Here is a 15783-nt window from a genome sequence, read left to right as displayed (position 1 = left end):
CCTGTTTAACTGAGGGTTACTTTTTACCGCCGGTCTGGGCAGCGAAGGTCAGCTTGTCGTAGCCGGCGATGCGCGCCGCTTCCAGCACATTGATCACCATCTGGTGCATCGCGAACTGGTCGGCATTGACGATGACGACCGGATCCTTCACCGGCTGGCCGTTCGGACCGCTGCGCGCAGCGGCCTTCAGGTCGTCGGCCAGGCCGCCCACGCCATTGAACGAGACCGGGGTGCCGTTGACGGTGTAGTTGCCCTTGGCATCGATGGTGACGTTGATCTCGAACGGCTTCTCGGCTGCTTTTTCGGCGTCGGCCGTCGGCAGCGTGATCTGCAGTTCGGTGAACTTGCTGTAGGTGGTCGACACCATCAGGAAGATGAGCACGACCAGCAGCACGTCGATGAACGGGATCAGGTTGATCTCCGGATCCTCGCGCTTGCGGCCGCGGCGGAAATCCATCATTTGCGCGCCCCGTGGACGACGTCGACAAATTTCACGGCCTGCAGTTCCATGTCGATGATGAAGCTGTCGACCAGGGCGCGGAAGTGGCGGTAGAACACCAGCGCCGGCATGGCGATCGCGAGGCCGAACCCGGTGTTGTACAGCGCCACCGAGATGCCGTGCGCCAGCTGGGCCGGGTTGGCGCCGCTGGCGTTTTGCGAGCCAAAAATCTCGATCATGCCGACCACCGTACCGAACAGGCCCATCAGCGGCGCCAGCGAAGCGATCGTGCCCAGCGTGGTCAGGAAGCGCTCGAGCACATGGGCGACGCCACGGCCGGCCTCTTCGATCGATTCCTTCATGACTTCGCGCGGCGCGTCGACGTTGCGCAGCGCGGCCGCCAGCACGGTGCCGAGCGGCGAATTCTGTTCCAGCGTATTGATGATGTCGGGGGTGACCTTGTTGTTGCGGTAGACCTGGATCACTTCGCCCAGCAGCTGCTTCGGCAGGATTTTTTCGCGGCGCAGGTAAACCAGGCGTTCGATGATCAGGGCCAGGGCCAGGATGGAAGCGAACAACAAAGGCCAGATGGGCCAACCGGCGGCTTGGAGAATGGCGAACAAGTGAACTCCTGCTAAATAGAAACGAATTCGGCAATGTAACAAGTTGACAGCATTGCGGCAAGCCTGACACGCGCCGTGCGCGAGGCTGCTGGCCAAAGTTCTGCACAATTTCTGTGGATAAAATTGTGCGCAAGGGCCTTGATCAGGCACAAGCACCTTGATTCTTAAGGAAATTTTTCCTATGCGCAAGAATTTGGCAGCGAAGGAAATCATTGTTTCGTTTTGACGCGCACGAAATGTGCAGTGACAGTGGCCGAGCGGAACTTGCAAACATTTTCTGTGGATAAAATTGTGCGCAAGGATCAGTCGAGCAGACTAAGTCTTTGATTTAGCTCAACAATAAAGCCGCGCCTATAAATGCAGCATGGATCGAACCACCCGGCCGGCAGCGAACATTGAAGTAGATGCCCACACTTTTTGTGGACAAAAGTGTGAGCAAGCGGGACCAGTTCGCTTCATCCCCTTGATTTTAAACAGGAAAGTATTTCTGCCTCGAAACGTAGCAGTCTGTTGCAAAGGGAGCGGGAGCGCTGGGTGGAAGTAGTTGTTCAATCGACTTCCGGCGGAGTTCATGGCTACAGGCCCCGCCGTTCTCCTGTTGGGCCGCTATCTTGTTGAGCATCAAGGTCTATCCACGCTTTCTGTGGAAAAGAATGTGTGCAATCAGCCCTGGCAAACACTAAGTCCATGAATTTGAACAGCGTTTTAGCGTCGCTGGCTTTTTAAGCAATTACCGCGGCCTGCGGGTTTGCGGGCAGCATGTGCTGAACAGTCTTAGCGTTGAAGCGGTCCCGTCCGGAAAAGCCCCGGGCCTGAAAGTCGCATCGTCCCTAGGATGCGCTTCTTCACATTTTCTGTGGATAAAATTGTGAGGAAGCGTGTTGCGCTCCGCCAAGCGCTTTGATTTCAAAGAGAAATTTGACGCTGCATAAATTTTTCGCACAGTTAAGAACTACGCATACGGAAGAGAAAAGCGGGATGTCCCGTACCGTTATGGGGTCGGCTCGGCAAGCCGGCGCAGCCTTTACACACAAACTGTGGAAAACAATGTGCGCAAGGCCGTTCGACATGTCTTAAGCCCTTGATTCAAAACAGTCTTCCACCACGTGCCCGCTTTTGTGGCAGCCTCGGCCGCTTACTGCTGAGTTCCCCACATTTTTTGTGGATAACATTGTGCCCAAGTGCCCTTACCACCTTGCAAGTGTTTGATTTAAAACAGATCACCCTGGGCTGCCAGCAAAAAAGGCGATGCCACCCGCGTGGCGCCGCGCGATAGAAAACCCTTGTTTATCCGCCACGGATATGCCATAAGCTCATCGCTCGGCTTCTTCCATCCGCTACGATCATGCTCAACGATTCGACTTCCGACGCCGCCTATGCGGCACCCGCCGTCCTCAGCGTCACCGCCTTGAATGCGCAGGTGGCGCGCCTGCTCGAGCGCAGCTTCCCGCTGGTGTGGATCGGTGGGGAAATCTCGAACTTCACGCGCGCCGCCTCCGGCCACTGGTATTTCACGCTGAAGGACGACGCCGCCCAGGTGCGCTCCGTCATGTTCCGCAGCCGCGCCCAATATGCCGGCTTCGTCCCGCGCGAAGGCGACAAGGTCGAGGTGCGCGCCCTCGTCACGCTATACGGCGCCAGAGGCGACTACCAGATCAATGTCGAGGCGATCCGCCGCGCCGGGGTCGGCCAGCTCTATGAAGCCTTCCTGCGCCTGAAGGAAAAGCTGGCGGCCCAAGGACTGTTCGCGCCCGAACGCAAGCGCCCACTGCCCCTGTTCACGCGCAGCATCGGCATCGTTACCAGTCCGCAGGCGGCCGCGCTGCGCGATATCCTGACGGCCCTCAAACGGCGCGCGCCGCACGTGAACATCGTGCTGTATCCGGCGCCCGTCCAAGGGCAGTTTGCGGCCGACAAGATCGCCGAGGCCATCATGACCGCTTCGCGCCGCGCCGAGGTCGACGTGCTGCTGGTTTGCCGCGGCGGCGGCTCGATCGAAGACCTGTGGTCCTTCAACGAGGAATGCGTGGCACGGGCGATCGCCGCCTGCGGCATCCCCGTCATTTCAGGCGTCGGCCACGAAACCGACGTCACCATTGCCGACTTCGCCGCCGACCTGCGCGCCGCCACGCCGACGGCCGCTGCCGAGCTGGCCGCCACTCCGCGCGACGACTGGATGGCCTCGCTTGCGGCGGATGCCACCGACCTGCGCCGTGCGATGCGGCGCACGCTGTCGGAGGCGAGCCAGGGCCTGGATAACCTCAGCCGGCGCCTGCTCAGCCCGACAGCCCAGATCGCGCACCAGCGCCTCAAATTGCGCAGCATGGCGGGTGCCCTCACCCATGGCGTGCGCATGCCATTGCACCGCGGCGGCGTGCTGCTGGCCCAGCTGCAGCAGCGCTGGGCGCGGCACCGCCCGGACCTGCGCACGCTGCGTGCCCAGCTGGCCTCGGAACAGCGTCACCTGAACGGGAGCGTGTGCAGCCTGGTCAAACAACGGCGCGATGCCTTGACGGCGCTGGCATCGCAGCTGGAACTGCTGAACCCGCAGCGCACGCTCGAGCGCGGCTATGCCATCGTCAGCAATGCCGAGGGCCAGGCGCTGCGCTCGCCGGGGCAGATAAAGGCACGTCAGGTACTGACGATGCGCCTGGCCGAGGGCAGCGCCGAAGTGAAGGTATCGAGCGTGCAGGCAAGACTCGAATAAAGGCCTCGCCGGTCGGGCGAAACCGTGGTTTCGGGAGCAAACATGCAACATCAGGCCATCCGGTTTAGAATATGCGCCGTTTCGGACGAATCGTTCACCGTTTCCAACCAATTAGAGGAATAAGACATGGAACATACTCTGCCACCGCTGCCGTACGCGAAAGACGCCCTCCAGCCGCATATCTCCGCCGAGACCCTGGAATTTCACTATGGCAAGCACCATGCTGGCTATGTGACCAACCTGAACAACCTGATCAAGGGCACTGAGTTCGAGAACATGTCCCTGGAAGAAATCGTCAAGAAGTCCTCGGGCGGCATCTTCAACAATTCGGCCCAGGTCTGGAACCACACCTTCTTCTGGAACTGCATGACCCCGAACGGTGGCGGCGCCCCGACCGGCAAAGTAGCGGACGCGATCAACGCCAAGTGGGGTTCGTTCGACAAGTTCAAGGAAGAGTTCTCGAAGTCGGCGGTCGGCAACTTCGGTTCGGGCTGGACCTGGCTGGTGCAGAAGGCCGACGGCGGCGTCGACATCGTCAACACCTCGAACGCGCACACCCCGCTGGCTTCCGACGACAAGGCCCTCCTGACCTGCGACGTCTGGGAACACGCCTACTACATCGACTACCGCAACGCCCGCGCCAAGTTCGTGGAATCGTGGTGGAACCTGGTCAACTGGGAATTCGTGAACGGCAACATGGCCTGAGTTTCGGCTGCCGTGTAAAAAATCCGCTGCGGCGGATTTTTTTTCGTCCCATGACGGAACGGGATGAGGAATCGGGCTGCGAAATATGCCGACTGTCCCGAAACTGTATCCGCTTGTCTCCATTATGTAGGAAATGTGTTTTACGACTATTGCTCTTATAGAATGTCGAGCGAGGAGAAACACATGTACCGAGTATTACTGGTGGAAGACGATGCGCGCCTGGCCGAGCTCGTTACCGAATATCTGTCCAACTACGAGTTCACCGTCGAGCTCGTCACCCGCGGCGACGAAGCTCTGTCGCGCTTCCAGGCCTTCATGCCGGACGTGGTGGTGCTCGACCTGATGCTGCCGGGCCTGGACGGCATGGTGGTCTGCCGCCAGATCCGCGCGATCTCGCCGGTGCCGATCCTGATCCTCACCGCGCGCGAGGACTCCTACGACGAGGTCTCGGGCCTGGAACAGGGCGCGGACGACTTCGTCAACAAGCCGGTGCAGCCGCGCGTGCTGCTGGCGCGTTTGCGTGCCCTGCTGCGCAGGACAAGCAACAGCGGCGCCAACAGCGGCGGCAAGGCTGCGCCCGACGCGGGCGAGCTACAATTCGGCGCCCTGCGCATCGTCGGCAGCGACCGCACCGTCTACTGGCGCGACGAACTCTGTGTGCTGAGCAATACCGAATACAAGCTGCTGCTGGTGCTGGCCGAGGCGGCCGGACGGGTGCTCTCGCGCGACGAATTGCTGAAGAAAATGCGCGGCATCGAGTTCGACGGGTTAGATCGCAGCATCGACAACTGCATCTCGAAATTGCGCCGCAAGTTCGACGACACCAAGTCGGAGAAGATCAAGACGGTCTGGGGCGAGGGCTACCTGTTCTCGCCCTCGGCCTGGAACTGAGAGCGGTTCTGTCAGGCGCGCTAATTCAAAGCAAGCCAAGCGCCGTCAATGCGGCCTTGCCCAGCGATACCCGCTTGGCGCCAGTCTCGTTGTCCGGAATGTCGACGTTCAGGGCAAAGGTGTAGAGCTTGCCGTCCTTTTTCACCCAGCCGACCCACCAGCCGATGTCGACCGTGGCGCCTGGCGGCGAACCCCAGCCGGTCTTGGCATAGAGTTCTTCCCTGCCCTCCTGGCGCAGGATGTAGCGCACCGCGGCCATCGCTTCCTTCGGCACGGCCAGCTTATCCTGCGCCAGCCTGTCGAGGAAGACCGTCTGCTCCTGGGCGCTGATCGCCAGCGGGCCGTCCAGCCAGAAGGTGTCGACGCTTTGCCCCGGATCCATGTTGCCGTATTCGAGGGTGCGCAGGCCCGCACGCATGCGCTCGAGGCCAATGCGGCGCGCCATGCCCTGGTAGACCGGCACGTTCGATATCCTGATCGCATCGCGCAGCGACATGTCGTGCGCCCATTCCGGCCGCCGCGTTGGCCCGCTGCCATAGGGCAGTACCGTGTCGACATTCGCCACCACGCTTGTGGACAACCCGATCAGGCTGTTGGCGATCTTGAAGGTCGAGGCAGGAATGTAGCGCGTTTGCGCACGCTGGCGGTCATGCACTGTGTAGCTGTCGGCGGCGACGTCGTGGACGATGAAGGTTCCCTTGACGCCTTCCTGGGCGAACAGGCGCGCGACTTGCGGACTGTCCTTCCATTCGGCCGCCTGGGTCAGCGTGCAGGCGGATAACAGCAGGGGCAGGAGGAAACGGCGCATTGGGGCTCCATGAAATTGTCAGGCAACAATTCTACAGGGCGCCTGCCTTCGGTGCGGGGAGCTTTTAGTCGAAGACCGGCACGATCGCCAGCGGTGGATTGGCCGTGACCAACTGGCCCCGCTCCGCGCCGTTGAAACGATAGAGCACCGTCGGGAAGCCGTCGTCGCCATCGCCGCCGAAGGCCGTGCCGGACACGACGGGTAGCGCGCTGTCGCTGCCGTCCTGGCGATGCAGGCGCACGCCGGCCTCCCCCTGCCCGCTTGGCGAACACGAAGCGCACGCCGCCGCACTGGCGGCTGCGCAGCGAGCCGTCGCCGTAGCGGGCGAAGCCCAGTGCCTGCTCGCAGGCGGCGCGCAGCTCGCTGTCTTCATACAAACCGTCGGCCTGGAGCGCGATCGATACGCGCGGGCGCACGGTGAAGCTGCCGATCTTGCGGCTCAGCAGCAAGGCGACGTTCTCGTCGTAGGCCGCTTTGAGCAGGGGGAAAGCGGCGCGTCCAAGTGGGTCGAGCGGCAGGTTGACCTGGTTGGTCTTGCCGGCCAGGGTCAATTGCAGGCCGTCGAAGGAGACCGACCTGTCCTGGGGGGCGACCTGGAGCTGGCTCTGCAGGTAGTTCTTGGCGCCGCCGTACTTTTCGAATACCACCATGGCGCGGTAGGCATCGCGATAGCTGACCCATTCCCCGGCACGCAATTGCGCGCTGGCGGACGTGGCGCATAGCGACAGGACGCAGATGGAGAGGTGGCGGGCCAGTGGCATCGTCAGAACCGGTAGGCGATGGCGGTGGAAACCGTCAGGTTGGTCGGCCGCTCGACGAGCGGGCTGTGGCGCGGACTTCCCAGCAGGTGCGTGGCCTGGACGCTGGACGTGAGCATCCAGGACGGCGACCACGCCCAGTTCCAGCGGGCGGCCAGGCGCGCATCCTTCCGGCCGCCGCCGGCCGCGAACATGGGATTGCCGCTGGCGCGGGAATCGGCCTCGTCGACGCCAAAGAAGGCCTGGTTATAGCTGCGGTTGGCGATCGCCAGCCCAGCCGACAGCGTGATGCGGTGGGCGTCGCCGATGGTCGTCGCCAGGCGCTGCACGCCGAGATCGAGCCTGGCGCCGTTGCGCGCGTTGCCGGCGCCGTACAGCATGCTGCTGGTCAGGCGCCAGTCGGGCGCCAGATAGATGTTCAGGAAGCCGCCGGCCTGCAGGCGCGCGTGGACCGGCGCCATGCCTTCCGGGCGGTTCTCGGGGGTGGTGGGCGGCAGCTTGATGATGCTGATGCGGGTGTCGGTGGCGGAGCCGATCTCGCCGCTTCGCCCCGACTCGTCACGACGCGGCTGGACTTCGATCAGCGGTCCGTACTCGACCTGGGGCGCGCGCGACAGGTGCATGCCGGCACCCATGCCCGACACGAAGACGCCATTGCTCCACTGGACCTGCAGCACCGGCAGTGCGTGGCGCTCGCTCGTGCGCGCGCCTTCGTAGCGCGGGGCCGACACGACGCCCAGCCCGACATACATGTCGCGGCTGCCGTCAGGCATCGGATTGGTCGCCGGCGTCTGTGCAGCGGCAGTGTTCGCTACAGCTGCAAGGGCCAGGGCGAAAAGCTTGGTCATGGGTGGGATCGCAAAAACGCAGGTGCCATTATTTTACGTTGAGGCAAGCCCAGCTCCAACATATCCTTGCTCCCCAGCACTTGACGCAACAATGGCGCGGAGGGCAGGCCTCGTGGCGCTTCGGCTGGCCGCACGCCGCTGGGCGGCGACCGGAATAAAAAAGCCCACCGACACTCGCATGTCAGGTGGGCAAACGGAAAACCTGATCTGCGTTGATGTTACCCAGCGGGAAATTATTAATCCCGCATCAAATGTCGGCCAATTGTCGTGAATTTGTAAAAGCCCGGTTCGCTGTTTGCTCCGATACAATGTCGGCGGGAGAAAAATGATGTTGGTAAAACGCACAACAGGCAGGCGCCGGGTGGAGAACAACGGGTGAACCGGATTTTCTTCCGCTTTTTCATGCTGGTGATGTTATCGATCACGGCGGCGACCTTCGTCATTTACTTCACGATGAGCCGCCTGTTCGGCGACCCGCTGGAAGACATCGCCCGGCGCCAGGCCTCGGCCCAGATCTTCCTGATCGAACAATATGTCGACGCCGCGCCCACCGACGAATGGCTCACCCGCCTGAACCGGGCGCGCGAAGTCTCCGATACCCGCTACGACCTCGTGACGCTGGCACGGGCGCGCACCTTCCTGCCCGCGGCCAGCCTGGGTGCGCTCGAGCGCGGCGAAGTCGTACTCGACGTCGGGAACAAGTCCTTCTACCGGCGCGTCGACCTCACCGGCGAACGCTATATCGGCAGCGACGACGAGGTGATCCATGCGCGCAACCTGCCGATCGACATCGGCCTGGCGCTGCAGATGGAGGCGGTGCGCTACGTGATCGTCGCGCTGGCGCTGCTCGCGCCCATCGCGCTGTGGTCGCGCGCGCACTGGCAGGGCTTGCAGACGCTGTCGCGCGTGGCCGACGAATTTGGCGCCGGCAAGCTGTCGGCGCGTGCGCGCATGCGCTCCTCGCGCAGCATCTATCCGCTGGCCGAACGCATCGACCTGATGGCCGACCGCATCGAGCAGCTGCTCGTGTCGCAGAAGAACCTGCTGCATTCGGTCTCGCACGAACTGCGCACGCCGATCGCGCGCCTGGAATTCGCACTCGAACTACTGCACGACAGGGCGGACGACCCTGCCCTGCGCGCGCGCATCGCGGCGATGGAGGGCGACGTGACTGAACTGAACAGCCTGGTCAACGAGCTGCTCGGGATGGCGCGCCTCGACAGCGAACAGGCCCTGCCGATGCAGAGTGTCGATCTCGGCGTGCTGCTACGTACGGTCGAGAGCGGCCTGCCGCCGGGAGCACAGCGCCTGGCGCTCGACTGCCCCGACGGGCTGGGGCGCGTGAAGGCCGATCCGCGCCTCCTGAAACGCGCGCTGTCGAATTTGCTGAGGAATGCACAGAAATATGCGGCGCAGGACATCCGCCTGTCGGCGCGCAGCGACGGCAGCCGCATCACGATCGCCGTGGAGGACGACGGGCCGGGCATTCCGGAGGACGAGCGCGAACGCATCTTCGAGCCCTTCTACCGGCTCGACCGCAGCCGCGACCGCGCGACCGGCGGCTTCGGCCTGGGCCTGTCGATCGCCCGCAAGGCCGTGCTGCTGCATGGGGAACGCTGGCGGTGGAGGCCTCGCCGCTCGGCGGCGCCCGCTTCGTCGTGACGCTGCCGCAGGGCTGAGGCCCGCGGCGCTTCTTGTTTCCCGCTTACTTTCCCGTCTCGGGCTTGACGTGGGTGAAGCCGTACCAGAGGTGTTCCCACCAGTGGTCCCGCGAGCGCACCGTGTACAGGCAGGCCTTGTCGACGCCGCCCTTGAACACGGGATCCGGACATTTGTTCGTCATCAGGGCATAACGCTGGTTTTCGGCATTGACGAGCGCAATGCAGAGCCAGATGGCGATGCCGGCGAAGATGACGACAAGCGACCAGGCCACGTGGTTCACGTGGCTGGTCTCGAACAAGTCCTCTTCCCGGGGGCGCGAGCCCTCGTACATTTCGAGGACCTTGCGTTCTGAATCACTCATTTCGTCTTGGCTGCCTTCGCAACGAGTGCATCGAGGACCTGGAAGTGGGCCTGCATCAGCTGGTTGCGGTCGGTGATCTTCAGCTTTTCCGCGACCTGGCCAGGGGAAGTCTGGTACTTGCCGTCGACGATCAGCGTCGGCGTGCCGCTCACCTGGTAGTTGGTGCTGGCTTGCGGCAGGCGGCGCAGTTTCGTCATCACGCCGAACGAGTTCCAGGTTTCCAGGAATTTCGCGCGGTCGATGCCGTTCTTCGCAACCCAGTCGATGATCTGCTCGTCCTTCATCAGGCGCACGCGCTGGACGTGGACGGCGTTGAGGATCTTCGGATGCATTTCAGCTTCCTTGCCCATTGCTTCGAGCGTCAGGAACAGGTGCGCTTCCGGATCGGCCGGGCCCTGGAACGGCAGGTGGATGCGGCGCAGGTTGACGCTATTCGCATTCTTTTTGATCCATTCGTTCAAGCCAGGTTCCAATGCGTAGCATGCCGGGCAGTGGTAGGCGAAGAATTCGATCACTTCGACCTTCTTGCCCACGGCCTGCACCGGCTGTGGCGTCGACAGCGTCGTGTATTCCACCCCGTTCTGCGGATTGGTTGGCGTGGCGAAAGCGGTGCTGGCGACCAGGCTGGCGGCGACAAGGGCGAAACGCAGGGAGCGGCGCATAAATATCCTTCTGGTGAAATAGGGAGAAAACGACCGCGAGATTACCACTTTTTTGCCCTCGGCTAGGGCAAACGGGCGCATTTTTGCATTTGCTTACGGGTGTAACGCGCGCTTACCGCCTACAAGGGCCGCGCGGCGGCGTGCACGCGCCGTCTCCAGGCGCGCGCACAGGGCCGCGGCCCCCTCGACCACGCGCGGCCCGGGCCGGGTCAGCAGCTCCTCGTCGAGCGTGAACAGGTTGTCGCGCCGTACCGCCGTCATGCCGCGATAAGGCGACCAGATCGACAGGCCGCGGTCCTGGGGCGTATAGCGCTTGCCGCCGACGATCGCTTCCGGATCACTCGCCACCACCGCCTCGAGCTCGACCTGGGGCGCGATCGTCTTCAGGTCGGCAAAGATGTTACGACCGCCGCAGAGCCGGATCGCCTCGCTGGCGATGTGCTCGCCGTTGAGCGTGTAGAGCGGCGCGTCCCAGGCCTGGTAGAACACGGTCACCGGCGGGCGTCCCGCATGGCGGCTGCGCAGGCCGGCCACTTCCGCATGAAAGCGCGCGGCAGCCGCTCCCGCCCGTTCCTCCGTGCCGAGCAATTGGCCGAAGCGCCGCAGGCTGCTTTCCACCGCATCGAAGCTGCGCGGCTCGCTGTAGAACACGGGGATGCCCAGGCCCTGCAGCTGGGCGATCTGGCGCGCGGTGTTCCCGCTTTGCCAGACGATCAGCAGGTCGGGTTTCAGGGCGACTACGCGTTCCAGGTCGATCTGGCTGTTCGAGCCGACGAGCGGGATGCGGCGTGCCTGCGCCGGATAGTCGCTATGGTTCATGGCGCCGACGATGCGCGCGCCGCCGCCGGCCGCGAACACCAGTTCGGTCACGTGCGGGGCCATCGAGATCACGCGCGCGGCCGGGCGCGCCAGCACGACGCGGCGGCCCGTATCGTCGACGACGCTGATGGCGGCCGCGGCCAGGTTCGCGCTGAGCGCCAGCACGGCTGCGAGCATGAGCGAGATTTTCACTGCGCCCTCCGCGCCGCCAGGCCAGGCAGCTTCGCAGGCACCGGCACCGGCGTATCGTCGGGCAGGAAGATGGTGCGTCCGCCATGGTGGATGGCGGCGATCGGATGGCCGAGGCAGTCGCTCAGCAAATCGGCGCGCATCACCTCGGCGACAGGCCCGGCGCGCCAGGCGCCGTCCTTCAACAGCAGCAGCGCATGCGTCGCGCCGCTCCAGGCCAGGTTCAGGTCGTGGCCGACGCTGACCACCGCCCTGCCCTCGTCGCGGCAGAGGCGCGCCAGCAGGTCCGTCATCGCCACCTGGTGCGCCAGGTCGAGCGCATTGGCCGGCTCGTCGAGCAGCAGCAGCGGCGTGTCCTGGGCCAGCAGCGCGGCGATCGCCACGCGCTGGCGCTCGCCGCCCGACAGCGTGCGCACGTCGCGCTGGGCCAGGTGCAGCACGTCGAGGGTACGCAGTGCGCGCTCGGCGGCGGCATGGTCGTCGCTGCCTTCCCAGTAGCGGTCGGCGTGATAGGGGTGGCGCGCCATCAGGACCGTCTCGATGACGCGGTAGGCAAAAGCGTCGCCGCGCGACTGCGCCAGGTAGGCACGCTCGCGCGCCAGCGCCGTCAGCGGCCAGTCGGGCAGTGGCCGGCCGGCCAGCACCACCTGGCCAGCGTCGGGCGTGCGCAGGCCGGCGAGCGTGCGCAGCAAGGTGCTCTTGCCGGCGCCGTTGGGGCCGATCACGCACCAGCTCTGGCCGGGATCGACGCGCCAGTCCAGGCGCTCGAGCAGGACGCGGCCGTCGGCGCGCAGGAGGAGGTTGCGGGTCTCGATCATGGGCGGCGCAGGTGAAGTTGATGCAACTGGAACAGGAAGACCGGTACGCCGATCAGCGAGGTGAGCACGCCGACCGGCAGCTGCTGCGGTGCCAGCACGGTGCGCGCCAGCGTATCGGCCAGCACCGGAAGCCGCCGCCAGCCAGGCTTGCCGCCGGCAGCAGCATGCGGTGGTCGGGTCCGAAGGCATGGCGGCAGGCGTGCGGCACCACCAGGCCGACGAAGCCGATGCTGCCCCCGGTGGTGACGGCGCAGGCCGTCAGCAGGCCGGAACAGATGAAGAGAAAGCGGCGCTGGGCGGTCACATCGACACCGAGCGTGACGGCGGCATCGGCATGCAGGGCCATGACATTCAGGTCGCGGGCACGGCGCAGCGCCAGCAGCAGCGCGCCGCCCAGTACGATCCAGGGCAGCGCCCGCCACGAGGTGCCGGCCAGGTCGCCGATCATCCAGAACACCATGCCGCGCAGGCGCGACTCGGGCGCGACCGACAGCATCAGGGTGACCAGGGCCATGCACGCCGAGGCCAGCAGCACGCCGGTGAGCAGCAAGGTGCTGGACTCGCCCGTGCGCACGCCCCCGCGCCCACCGGCCAGGTCGCGCCGCGCCAGCAGGTACAGCAGCAGCGAGACCGCCACCGCGCCGGCCAGCGCGCCCAGGTCGACCGCCCACAGCGCGGCGCCGAACAGCAGCGCGGCCAGGGCGCCAACGGCGGCGCCGGCCGACACGCCCAGCACGTAGGGGTCGGCCAGGGGATTCCTGACCAGCGCCTGCATCATCACGCCGGCCAGCGCCAGCGCCGCGCCGGTCACGAAAGCCCGCTGGCGCGGCCCGTGCGCAGGTCGAGCAGGGTCGCCGCCATGCCGCCTGGCTCGCCCCGCACCAGGCTGGCCAGGGCGGATGGAAAATCAGCCAGCGGCACGGCCACCGAGCCTGCCAGTCCCGCGCCCGCCAGCGCCGCCAGCGCGCATGCGGCCAGCAGCGCCAGCGTGGCGGCGTGCCGGCGCGCAGGCGACGGGTTGGCGATGGCGGTGCTCACGACATCAGAAGTCGTAGCGTGCCGACAGCTTCAGCAGGCGGCCATTGCCCGGATAGATGCCGCTGCGGCAGCCATAGGCCTGGCTGAAGTAGTCGCGGTCCGCCAGGTTCTGGCCGGCGAGTGCGAATTCCCATGGGCCGACGCGGTAGGCGTAGCGGGCATCAAACGTCGTATAGGACGGAATGCGCGCGCCGCAATCGTTGCTGAAGTCGTTGCCGTAGCGCTGGGTCGAGACGTACTGGGCGCCGATGTCGGCGCTGTGGCCGCCGGCCGGCAGCCAGGCCAGGCGCGCGGTCAGCACGTTCTTCGGCACCAGCACCATGCCGCGGCCAGCGTTCGGGCCCTCGGTGAACTCTGCCTGGACGTGCTGCCAGTGGCCGGTCAGGCGCAGGTCCGCGCCCAGATCCGCGTGGCCGTCCACTTCGACGCCCCGGCGCCGGGTCGGGTCGAGGTTGGTGTTCGCGCCCCAGCCGCCGGCGAGGGTCGGATCGAAGAAGATCTCGTTGCGCAGGCGGTGGCGGAACACGCGTGCGGAGACGCCACGTGCCGTGCTGCCGGCGCTGATGCCGATTTCCAGGTCGCGCGAAGTTTGCACGTCCAGCAGGCCGTCGCTCGAGCGGTAAGCGTTTTCGTCGGCGTTCGGCACGCGGTAGCTCTGCCCCGCTTTCGCGTGCAGGGTCACACCCGCGATCGGATCGATGCTGCCTTCCAGGGTCCAGGCATTCTGCGACTGGGTGCCGTTCGGCGCGCCCGAGAACGGGTTGCCGGCTTCATAGCCACGCGTGTCCTCCTTCTCGAACTTCTCGTGGCGCGCGCCCAGCGCCAGGCGCGCCTTCAGCGCACCCTCGAGGCGTAGCTCGTCGCGCAGGTAGACGGCGCGCGCATCCCGGATGCTGATTGCGCCCACGCCGGCGGCGCCGCGCTCCCAGCGGGTCAGGTCGATGCCGGCGACGACTTCGTTGAGCAGGGTGCCGGAGCGGGCGATCTGGCGCAGGCGCGGCGAGAACTGGGTCTGGCGGGTGTAGCCGGTCGACTCCAGCACCGTGGGACCGGACGCGGTCTGGTACTCGTAGCGCGAATTGACTTCGCGCTCGCGATGCGACAGCTCGGCCGCCAGTTCCACGCTGCCGATGCGCTGCTCGGCAAAGGCGGTGACCCGGTCGGTTGCGAGGTCGCCGAAGTCGTGCGGCGTATGGGTCTGGGTCGGGTCCTGCTCGAACTCCGGGAGGGTGAGCGCACCGGGAAACGCGCATCCTGGCGCGCGCTTTCGGCGCGCAGCCCCAGGCGCGTGCCATCCTGCGCCCACTGGACGCCGCCGCTGACGGTCTTTTGCAGGAACTGGTTGTTGGCGCGGTCGTTATGGCTGCCCGGCGCGCGGCGGCCAGGTCGAAGGACAGCGGGCCGGCGCCGTGGCGCACCGAGGCGCGCGTATCGAAACTGTGGCGCTGGCCGGCCTCGAGGGCGAGCGAGCCGTGGTAGCCGCCATCGGCGCCGCGTTTGGTAATGATGTTGATGACGCCGCCGGTCGCGCCTTCGCCGTACAGCACGCTGCTGCCGCCGCGCATGATCTCGATGCGCTCGACGGTATCGACGGGAATCGTCGACAGCACGGCGCCAGTCAGTTCGTTCTCGTTCATGCGCACGCCGTCGACCATGACCACCATGTTCTGGCTGCTGTTGGTGCCGAAGCCGCGCAGGTCGAGCGCGAAGTCGGGCGAACCGTCGAAGCTCTGACGGCCGTATACGCCGCCAATCTTGCGGATGGCGGCATTCACGTCGGTGACGCCGGCATTGCGGATCTCGTCGGCCGTGATGACGGTGGCGCCGATCGGCGTCAGGGCCGGATCGCTGGCGAAGCGGGCACCGGTGACATGCACGGTGGAGACGGATTCGGCGGCAGCGTCCGGGACGTCGGCGGCGGCCAGGGCGGCGCCGGCAAACAGGGAAAGGGAAACGGCGCAGGCCAGCGCGATCGGCGTTCTGGCCGGCGCGCTGTTCGAAACAACAGCAGTCATGATCTTGGTTCTTCGATAAGGGTGCGCCCGGCTTGCGTCCCCGCAGGCCGGACTCCACGAACGTCGCCCGGTAAGCCTCGCGACGCACAGGGCGGCACCACGAGACACGCCGGGCGCGTCCACCTGTCTGGCCGGTATCCGGGCTTGCAAGTCGGACCGCCTCACCTTCCTGTGCGCGGCACAGTGGTGTTCGAGGAAGTCTGTCGCCGGGGCGACGCTTGATTACCGTTGCGGGGGCAGCACACCTGGCCATGCGCCGGGGGCGCGGTGGCATCGTGTTTCCCGTTTAACTGCGCGCGCAGATCGCGCACGCGGGCACCAGAACGGCGTGATTATATACCTGGCAAGGGTTTCGGGTCGGATGGTGGCGCGCCGGTTGCCACGTGGGCCGCGTCTTGTCGGAGGCACGATACCGTTTCTCTGTTCAGCGGGGAAACCGC

At 65.3% G+C, this 15783-nt stretch carries 15 protein-coding genes, 2 pseudogenes and 1 riboswitch; of the genes and pseudogenes, 5 read left to right on the top strand and 12 right to left on the bottom strand.

What is annotated here, in order from left to right:
* Positions 1-16: 16 nt before the first annotated feature.
* Positions 17-457, bottom strand: a complete 441-nt coding sequence (locus tag G4G31_RS11375) for a biopolymer transporter ExbD (RefSeq protein ID WP_182991756.1) — start codon at positions 455-457, stop codon at positions 17-19.
* Positions 457-1062, bottom strand: coding sequence for a MotA/TolQ/ExbB proton channel family protein (locus G4G31_RS11370; RefSeq protein ID WP_182991498.1), 606 nt, complete (start codon positions 1060-1062; stop codon positions 457-459). Before G4G31_RS11370 ends, G4G31_RS11375 begins: the two co-directional genes overlap by 1 nt.
* A gap of 1345 nt (positions 1063-2407) precedes the next feature.
* Between G4G31_RS11370 and xseA the strand changes: the two genes are divergently transcribed.
* The 3 genes from xseA to G4G31_RS11355 all read left to right on the top strand — a co-directional run bounded on the left by xseA (position 2408) and on the right by G4G31_RS11355 (position 5365).
* Positions 2408-3769, top strand: a complete 1362-nt coding sequence (xseA, locus tag G4G31_RS11365) for an exodeoxyribonuclease VII large subunit (RefSeq protein ID WP_182991497.1) — start codon at positions 2408-2410, stop codon at positions 3767-3769.
* Positions 3770-3895: 126 nt separating this feature from the next.
* Positions 3896-4474, top strand: coding sequence for a superoxide dismutase (locus tag G4G31_RS11360; protein WP_182991496.1), 579 nt, complete (start codon positions 3896-3898; stop codon positions 4472-4474).
* 183 nt (positions 4475-4657) lie between these two features.
* A complete protein-coding gene (locus G4G31_RS11355; RefSeq protein ID WP_275944337.1) occupies positions 4658-5365 on the top strand; it encodes a response regulator in 708 nt (235 codons plus the stop codon).
* A gap of 25 nt (positions 5366-5390) precedes the next feature.
* On the opposite strand, the gene blaOXA is transcribed toward G4G31_RS11355, so the two are convergent.
* From blaOXA to G4G31_RS11340, 3 genes are read right to left on the bottom strand one after another with little or no spacing between them, the layout of a single operon-like run.
* Entirely contained in the window at positions 5391-6173 is a 783-nt protein-coding gene (gene blaOXA / locus G4G31_RS11350) for a class D beta-lactamase (protein WP_182991494.1), read from the bottom strand.
* Positions 6128-6934, bottom strand: a complete 807-nt coding sequence (locus tag G4G31_RS11345; RefSeq protein ID WP_229425531.1) for a hypothetical protein — start codon at positions 6932-6934, stop codon at positions 6128-6130. Before G4G31_RS11345 ends, blaOXA begins: the two co-directional genes overlap by 46 nt.
* 2 nt (positions 6935-6936) lie before the next feature.
* A complete protein-coding gene (locus G4G31_RS11340) occupies positions 6937-7779 on the bottom strand; it encodes a MipA/OmpV family protein (RefSeq protein ID WP_182991493.1) in 843 nt (280 codons plus the stop codon).
* Between the two features lie 375 nt (positions 7780-8154).
* On the opposite strand from G4G31_RS11340, the gene G4G31_RS11335 reads away from it, so the two are divergent.
* Complete coding sequence (locus G4G31_RS11335) at positions 8155-9441, top strand: ATP-binding protein (protein ID WP_229425530.1); 1287 nt, start codon at positions 8155-8157, stop codon at positions 9439-9441.
* 43 nt (positions 9442-9484) lie between these two features.
* On the opposite strand, the gene G4G31_RS11330 is transcribed toward G4G31_RS11335, so the two are convergent.
* The 7 genes and pseudogenes from G4G31_RS11330 to G4G31_RS28260 all read right to left on the bottom strand — a co-directional run.
* Positions 9485-9802, bottom strand: a complete 318-nt coding sequence (locus G4G31_RS11330; protein WP_182991492.1) for a hypothetical protein — start codon at positions 9800-9802, stop codon at positions 9485-9487.
* Positions 9799-10464 carry a thiol:disulfide interchange protein DsbA/DsbL gene (locus G4G31_RS11325; protein ID WP_182991491.1) on the bottom strand — a complete coding sequence of 222 codons (666 nt, stop codon included), beginning with the start codon at positions 10462-10464 and terminating at the stop codon, positions 9799-9801. The genes G4G31_RS11330 and G4G31_RS11325 overlap by 4 nt, the downstream gene beginning before the upstream one ends.
* A 93-nt stretch (positions 10465-10557) precedes the next feature.
* Positions 10558-11460 carry a cobalamin-binding protein gene (locus tag G4G31_RS11320; protein ID WP_182991755.1) on the bottom strand — a complete coding sequence of 301 codons (903 nt, stop codon included), beginning with the start codon at positions 11458-11460 and terminating at the stop codon, positions 10558-10560.
* An 11-nt stretch (positions 11461-11471) separates the two neighbouring features.
* Entirely contained in the window at positions 11472-12290 is an 819-nt protein-coding gene (locus G4G31_RS11315) for an ABC transporter ATP-binding protein (RefSeq protein ID WP_182991490.1), read from the bottom strand.
* Positions 12287-13316: pseudogene (locus tag G4G31_RS11310) on the bottom strand (FecCD family ABC transporter permease). Before G4G31_RS11310 ends, G4G31_RS11315 begins: the two are co-directional and overlap by 4 nt.
* 16 nt (positions 13317-13332) lie before the next feature.
* The gene (locus tag G4G31_RS25805; protein ID WP_229425528.1) at positions 13333-14634 is read right to left on the bottom strand and encodes a TonB-dependent receptor domain-containing protein; all 1302 of its coding nucleotides are present in this window, start codon (positions 14632-14634) and stop codon (positions 13333-13335) included.
* A gap of 268 nt (positions 14635-14902) precedes the next feature.
* Positions 14903-15103 (bottom strand): annotated as a pseudogene (locus G4G31_RS28260) (TonB-dependent receptor plug domain-containing protein); the annotation flags it as partial.
* Between G4G31_RS28260 and G4G31_RS27870 the strand changes: the two are divergent.
* Positions 15090-15362, top strand: coding sequence for a hypothetical protein (locus G4G31_RS27870; protein ID WP_275944536.1), 273 nt, complete (start codon positions 15090-15092; stop codon positions 15360-15362). The pseudogene G4G31_RS28260 and the gene G4G31_RS27870 sit on opposite strands and share 14 nt — an antisense overlap.
* Before the next feature lie 92 nt (positions 15363-15454).
* A riboswitch (cobalamin riboswitch) is annotated at positions 15455-15681 on the bottom strand.
* Positions 15682-15783 lie beyond the last annotated feature (102 nt).

Origin of the sequence: Massilia sp. Se16.2.3 (genome assembly GCF_014171595.1) — a bacterium.
Lineage (GTDB): Bacteria > Pseudomonadota > Gammaproteobacteria > Burkholderiales > Burkholderiaceae_D > Telluria.
Note: the sequence above shows the minus strand (reverse complement) of the source record. Positions and strands in the feature narration are given on the sequence as shown.

Bases quoted from the DNA above. Each gene is read 5' to 3' on its own strand.
- G4G31_RS11355 (WP_275944337.1), top strand. From the start codon at position 4,658: ATGTACCGAGTATTACTGGTGGAAGACGATGCGCGCCTGGCCGAGCTC.
- G4G31_RS11375 (WP_182991756.1), bottom strand. From the start codon at position 457: ATGGATTTCCGCCGCGGCCGCAAGCGCGAGGATCCGGAGATCAACCTG.
- G4G31_RS11325 (WP_182991491.1), bottom strand. From the start codon at position 10,464: ATGCGCCGCTCCCTGCGTTTCGCCCTTGTCGCCGCCAGCCTGGTCGCC.
- G4G31_RS11315 (WP_182991490.1), bottom strand. From the start codon at position 12,290: ATGATCGAGACCCGCAACCTCCTCCTGCGCGCCGACGGCCGCGTCCTG.
- G4G31_RS11345 (WP_229425531.1), bottom strand. From the start codon at position 6,934: ATGCCACTGGCCCGCCACCTCTCCATCTGCGTCCTGTCGCTATGCGCC.
- blaOXA (WP_182991494.1), bottom strand. From the start codon at position 6,173: ATGCGCCGTTTCCTCCTGCCCCTGCTGTTATCCGCCTGCACGCTGACC.
- G4G31_RS11360 (WP_182991496.1), top strand. From the start codon at position 3,896: ATGGAACATACTCTGCCACCGCTGCCGTACGCGAAAGACGCCCTCCAG.
- G4G31_RS11340 (WP_182991493.1), bottom strand. From the start codon at position 7,779: ATGACCAAGCTTTTCGCCCTGGCCCTTGCAGCTGTAGCGAACACTGCC.
- G4G31_RS11330 (WP_182991492.1), bottom strand. From the start codon at position 9,802: ATGAGTGATTCAGAACGCAAGGTCCTCGAAATGTACGAGGGCTCGCGC.
- G4G31_RS11320 (WP_182991755.1), bottom strand. From the start codon at position 11,460: ATGCTCGCAGCCGTGCTGGCGCTCAGCGCGAACCTGGCCGCGGCCGCC.
- xseA (WP_182991497.1), top strand. From the start codon at position 2,408: ATGCTCAACGATTCGACTTCCGACGCCGCCTATGCGGCACCCGCCGTC.
- G4G31_RS27870 (WP_275944536.1), top strand. From the start codon at position 15,090: ATGGCGGCATTCACGTCGGTGACGCCGGCATTGCGGATCTCGTCGGCC.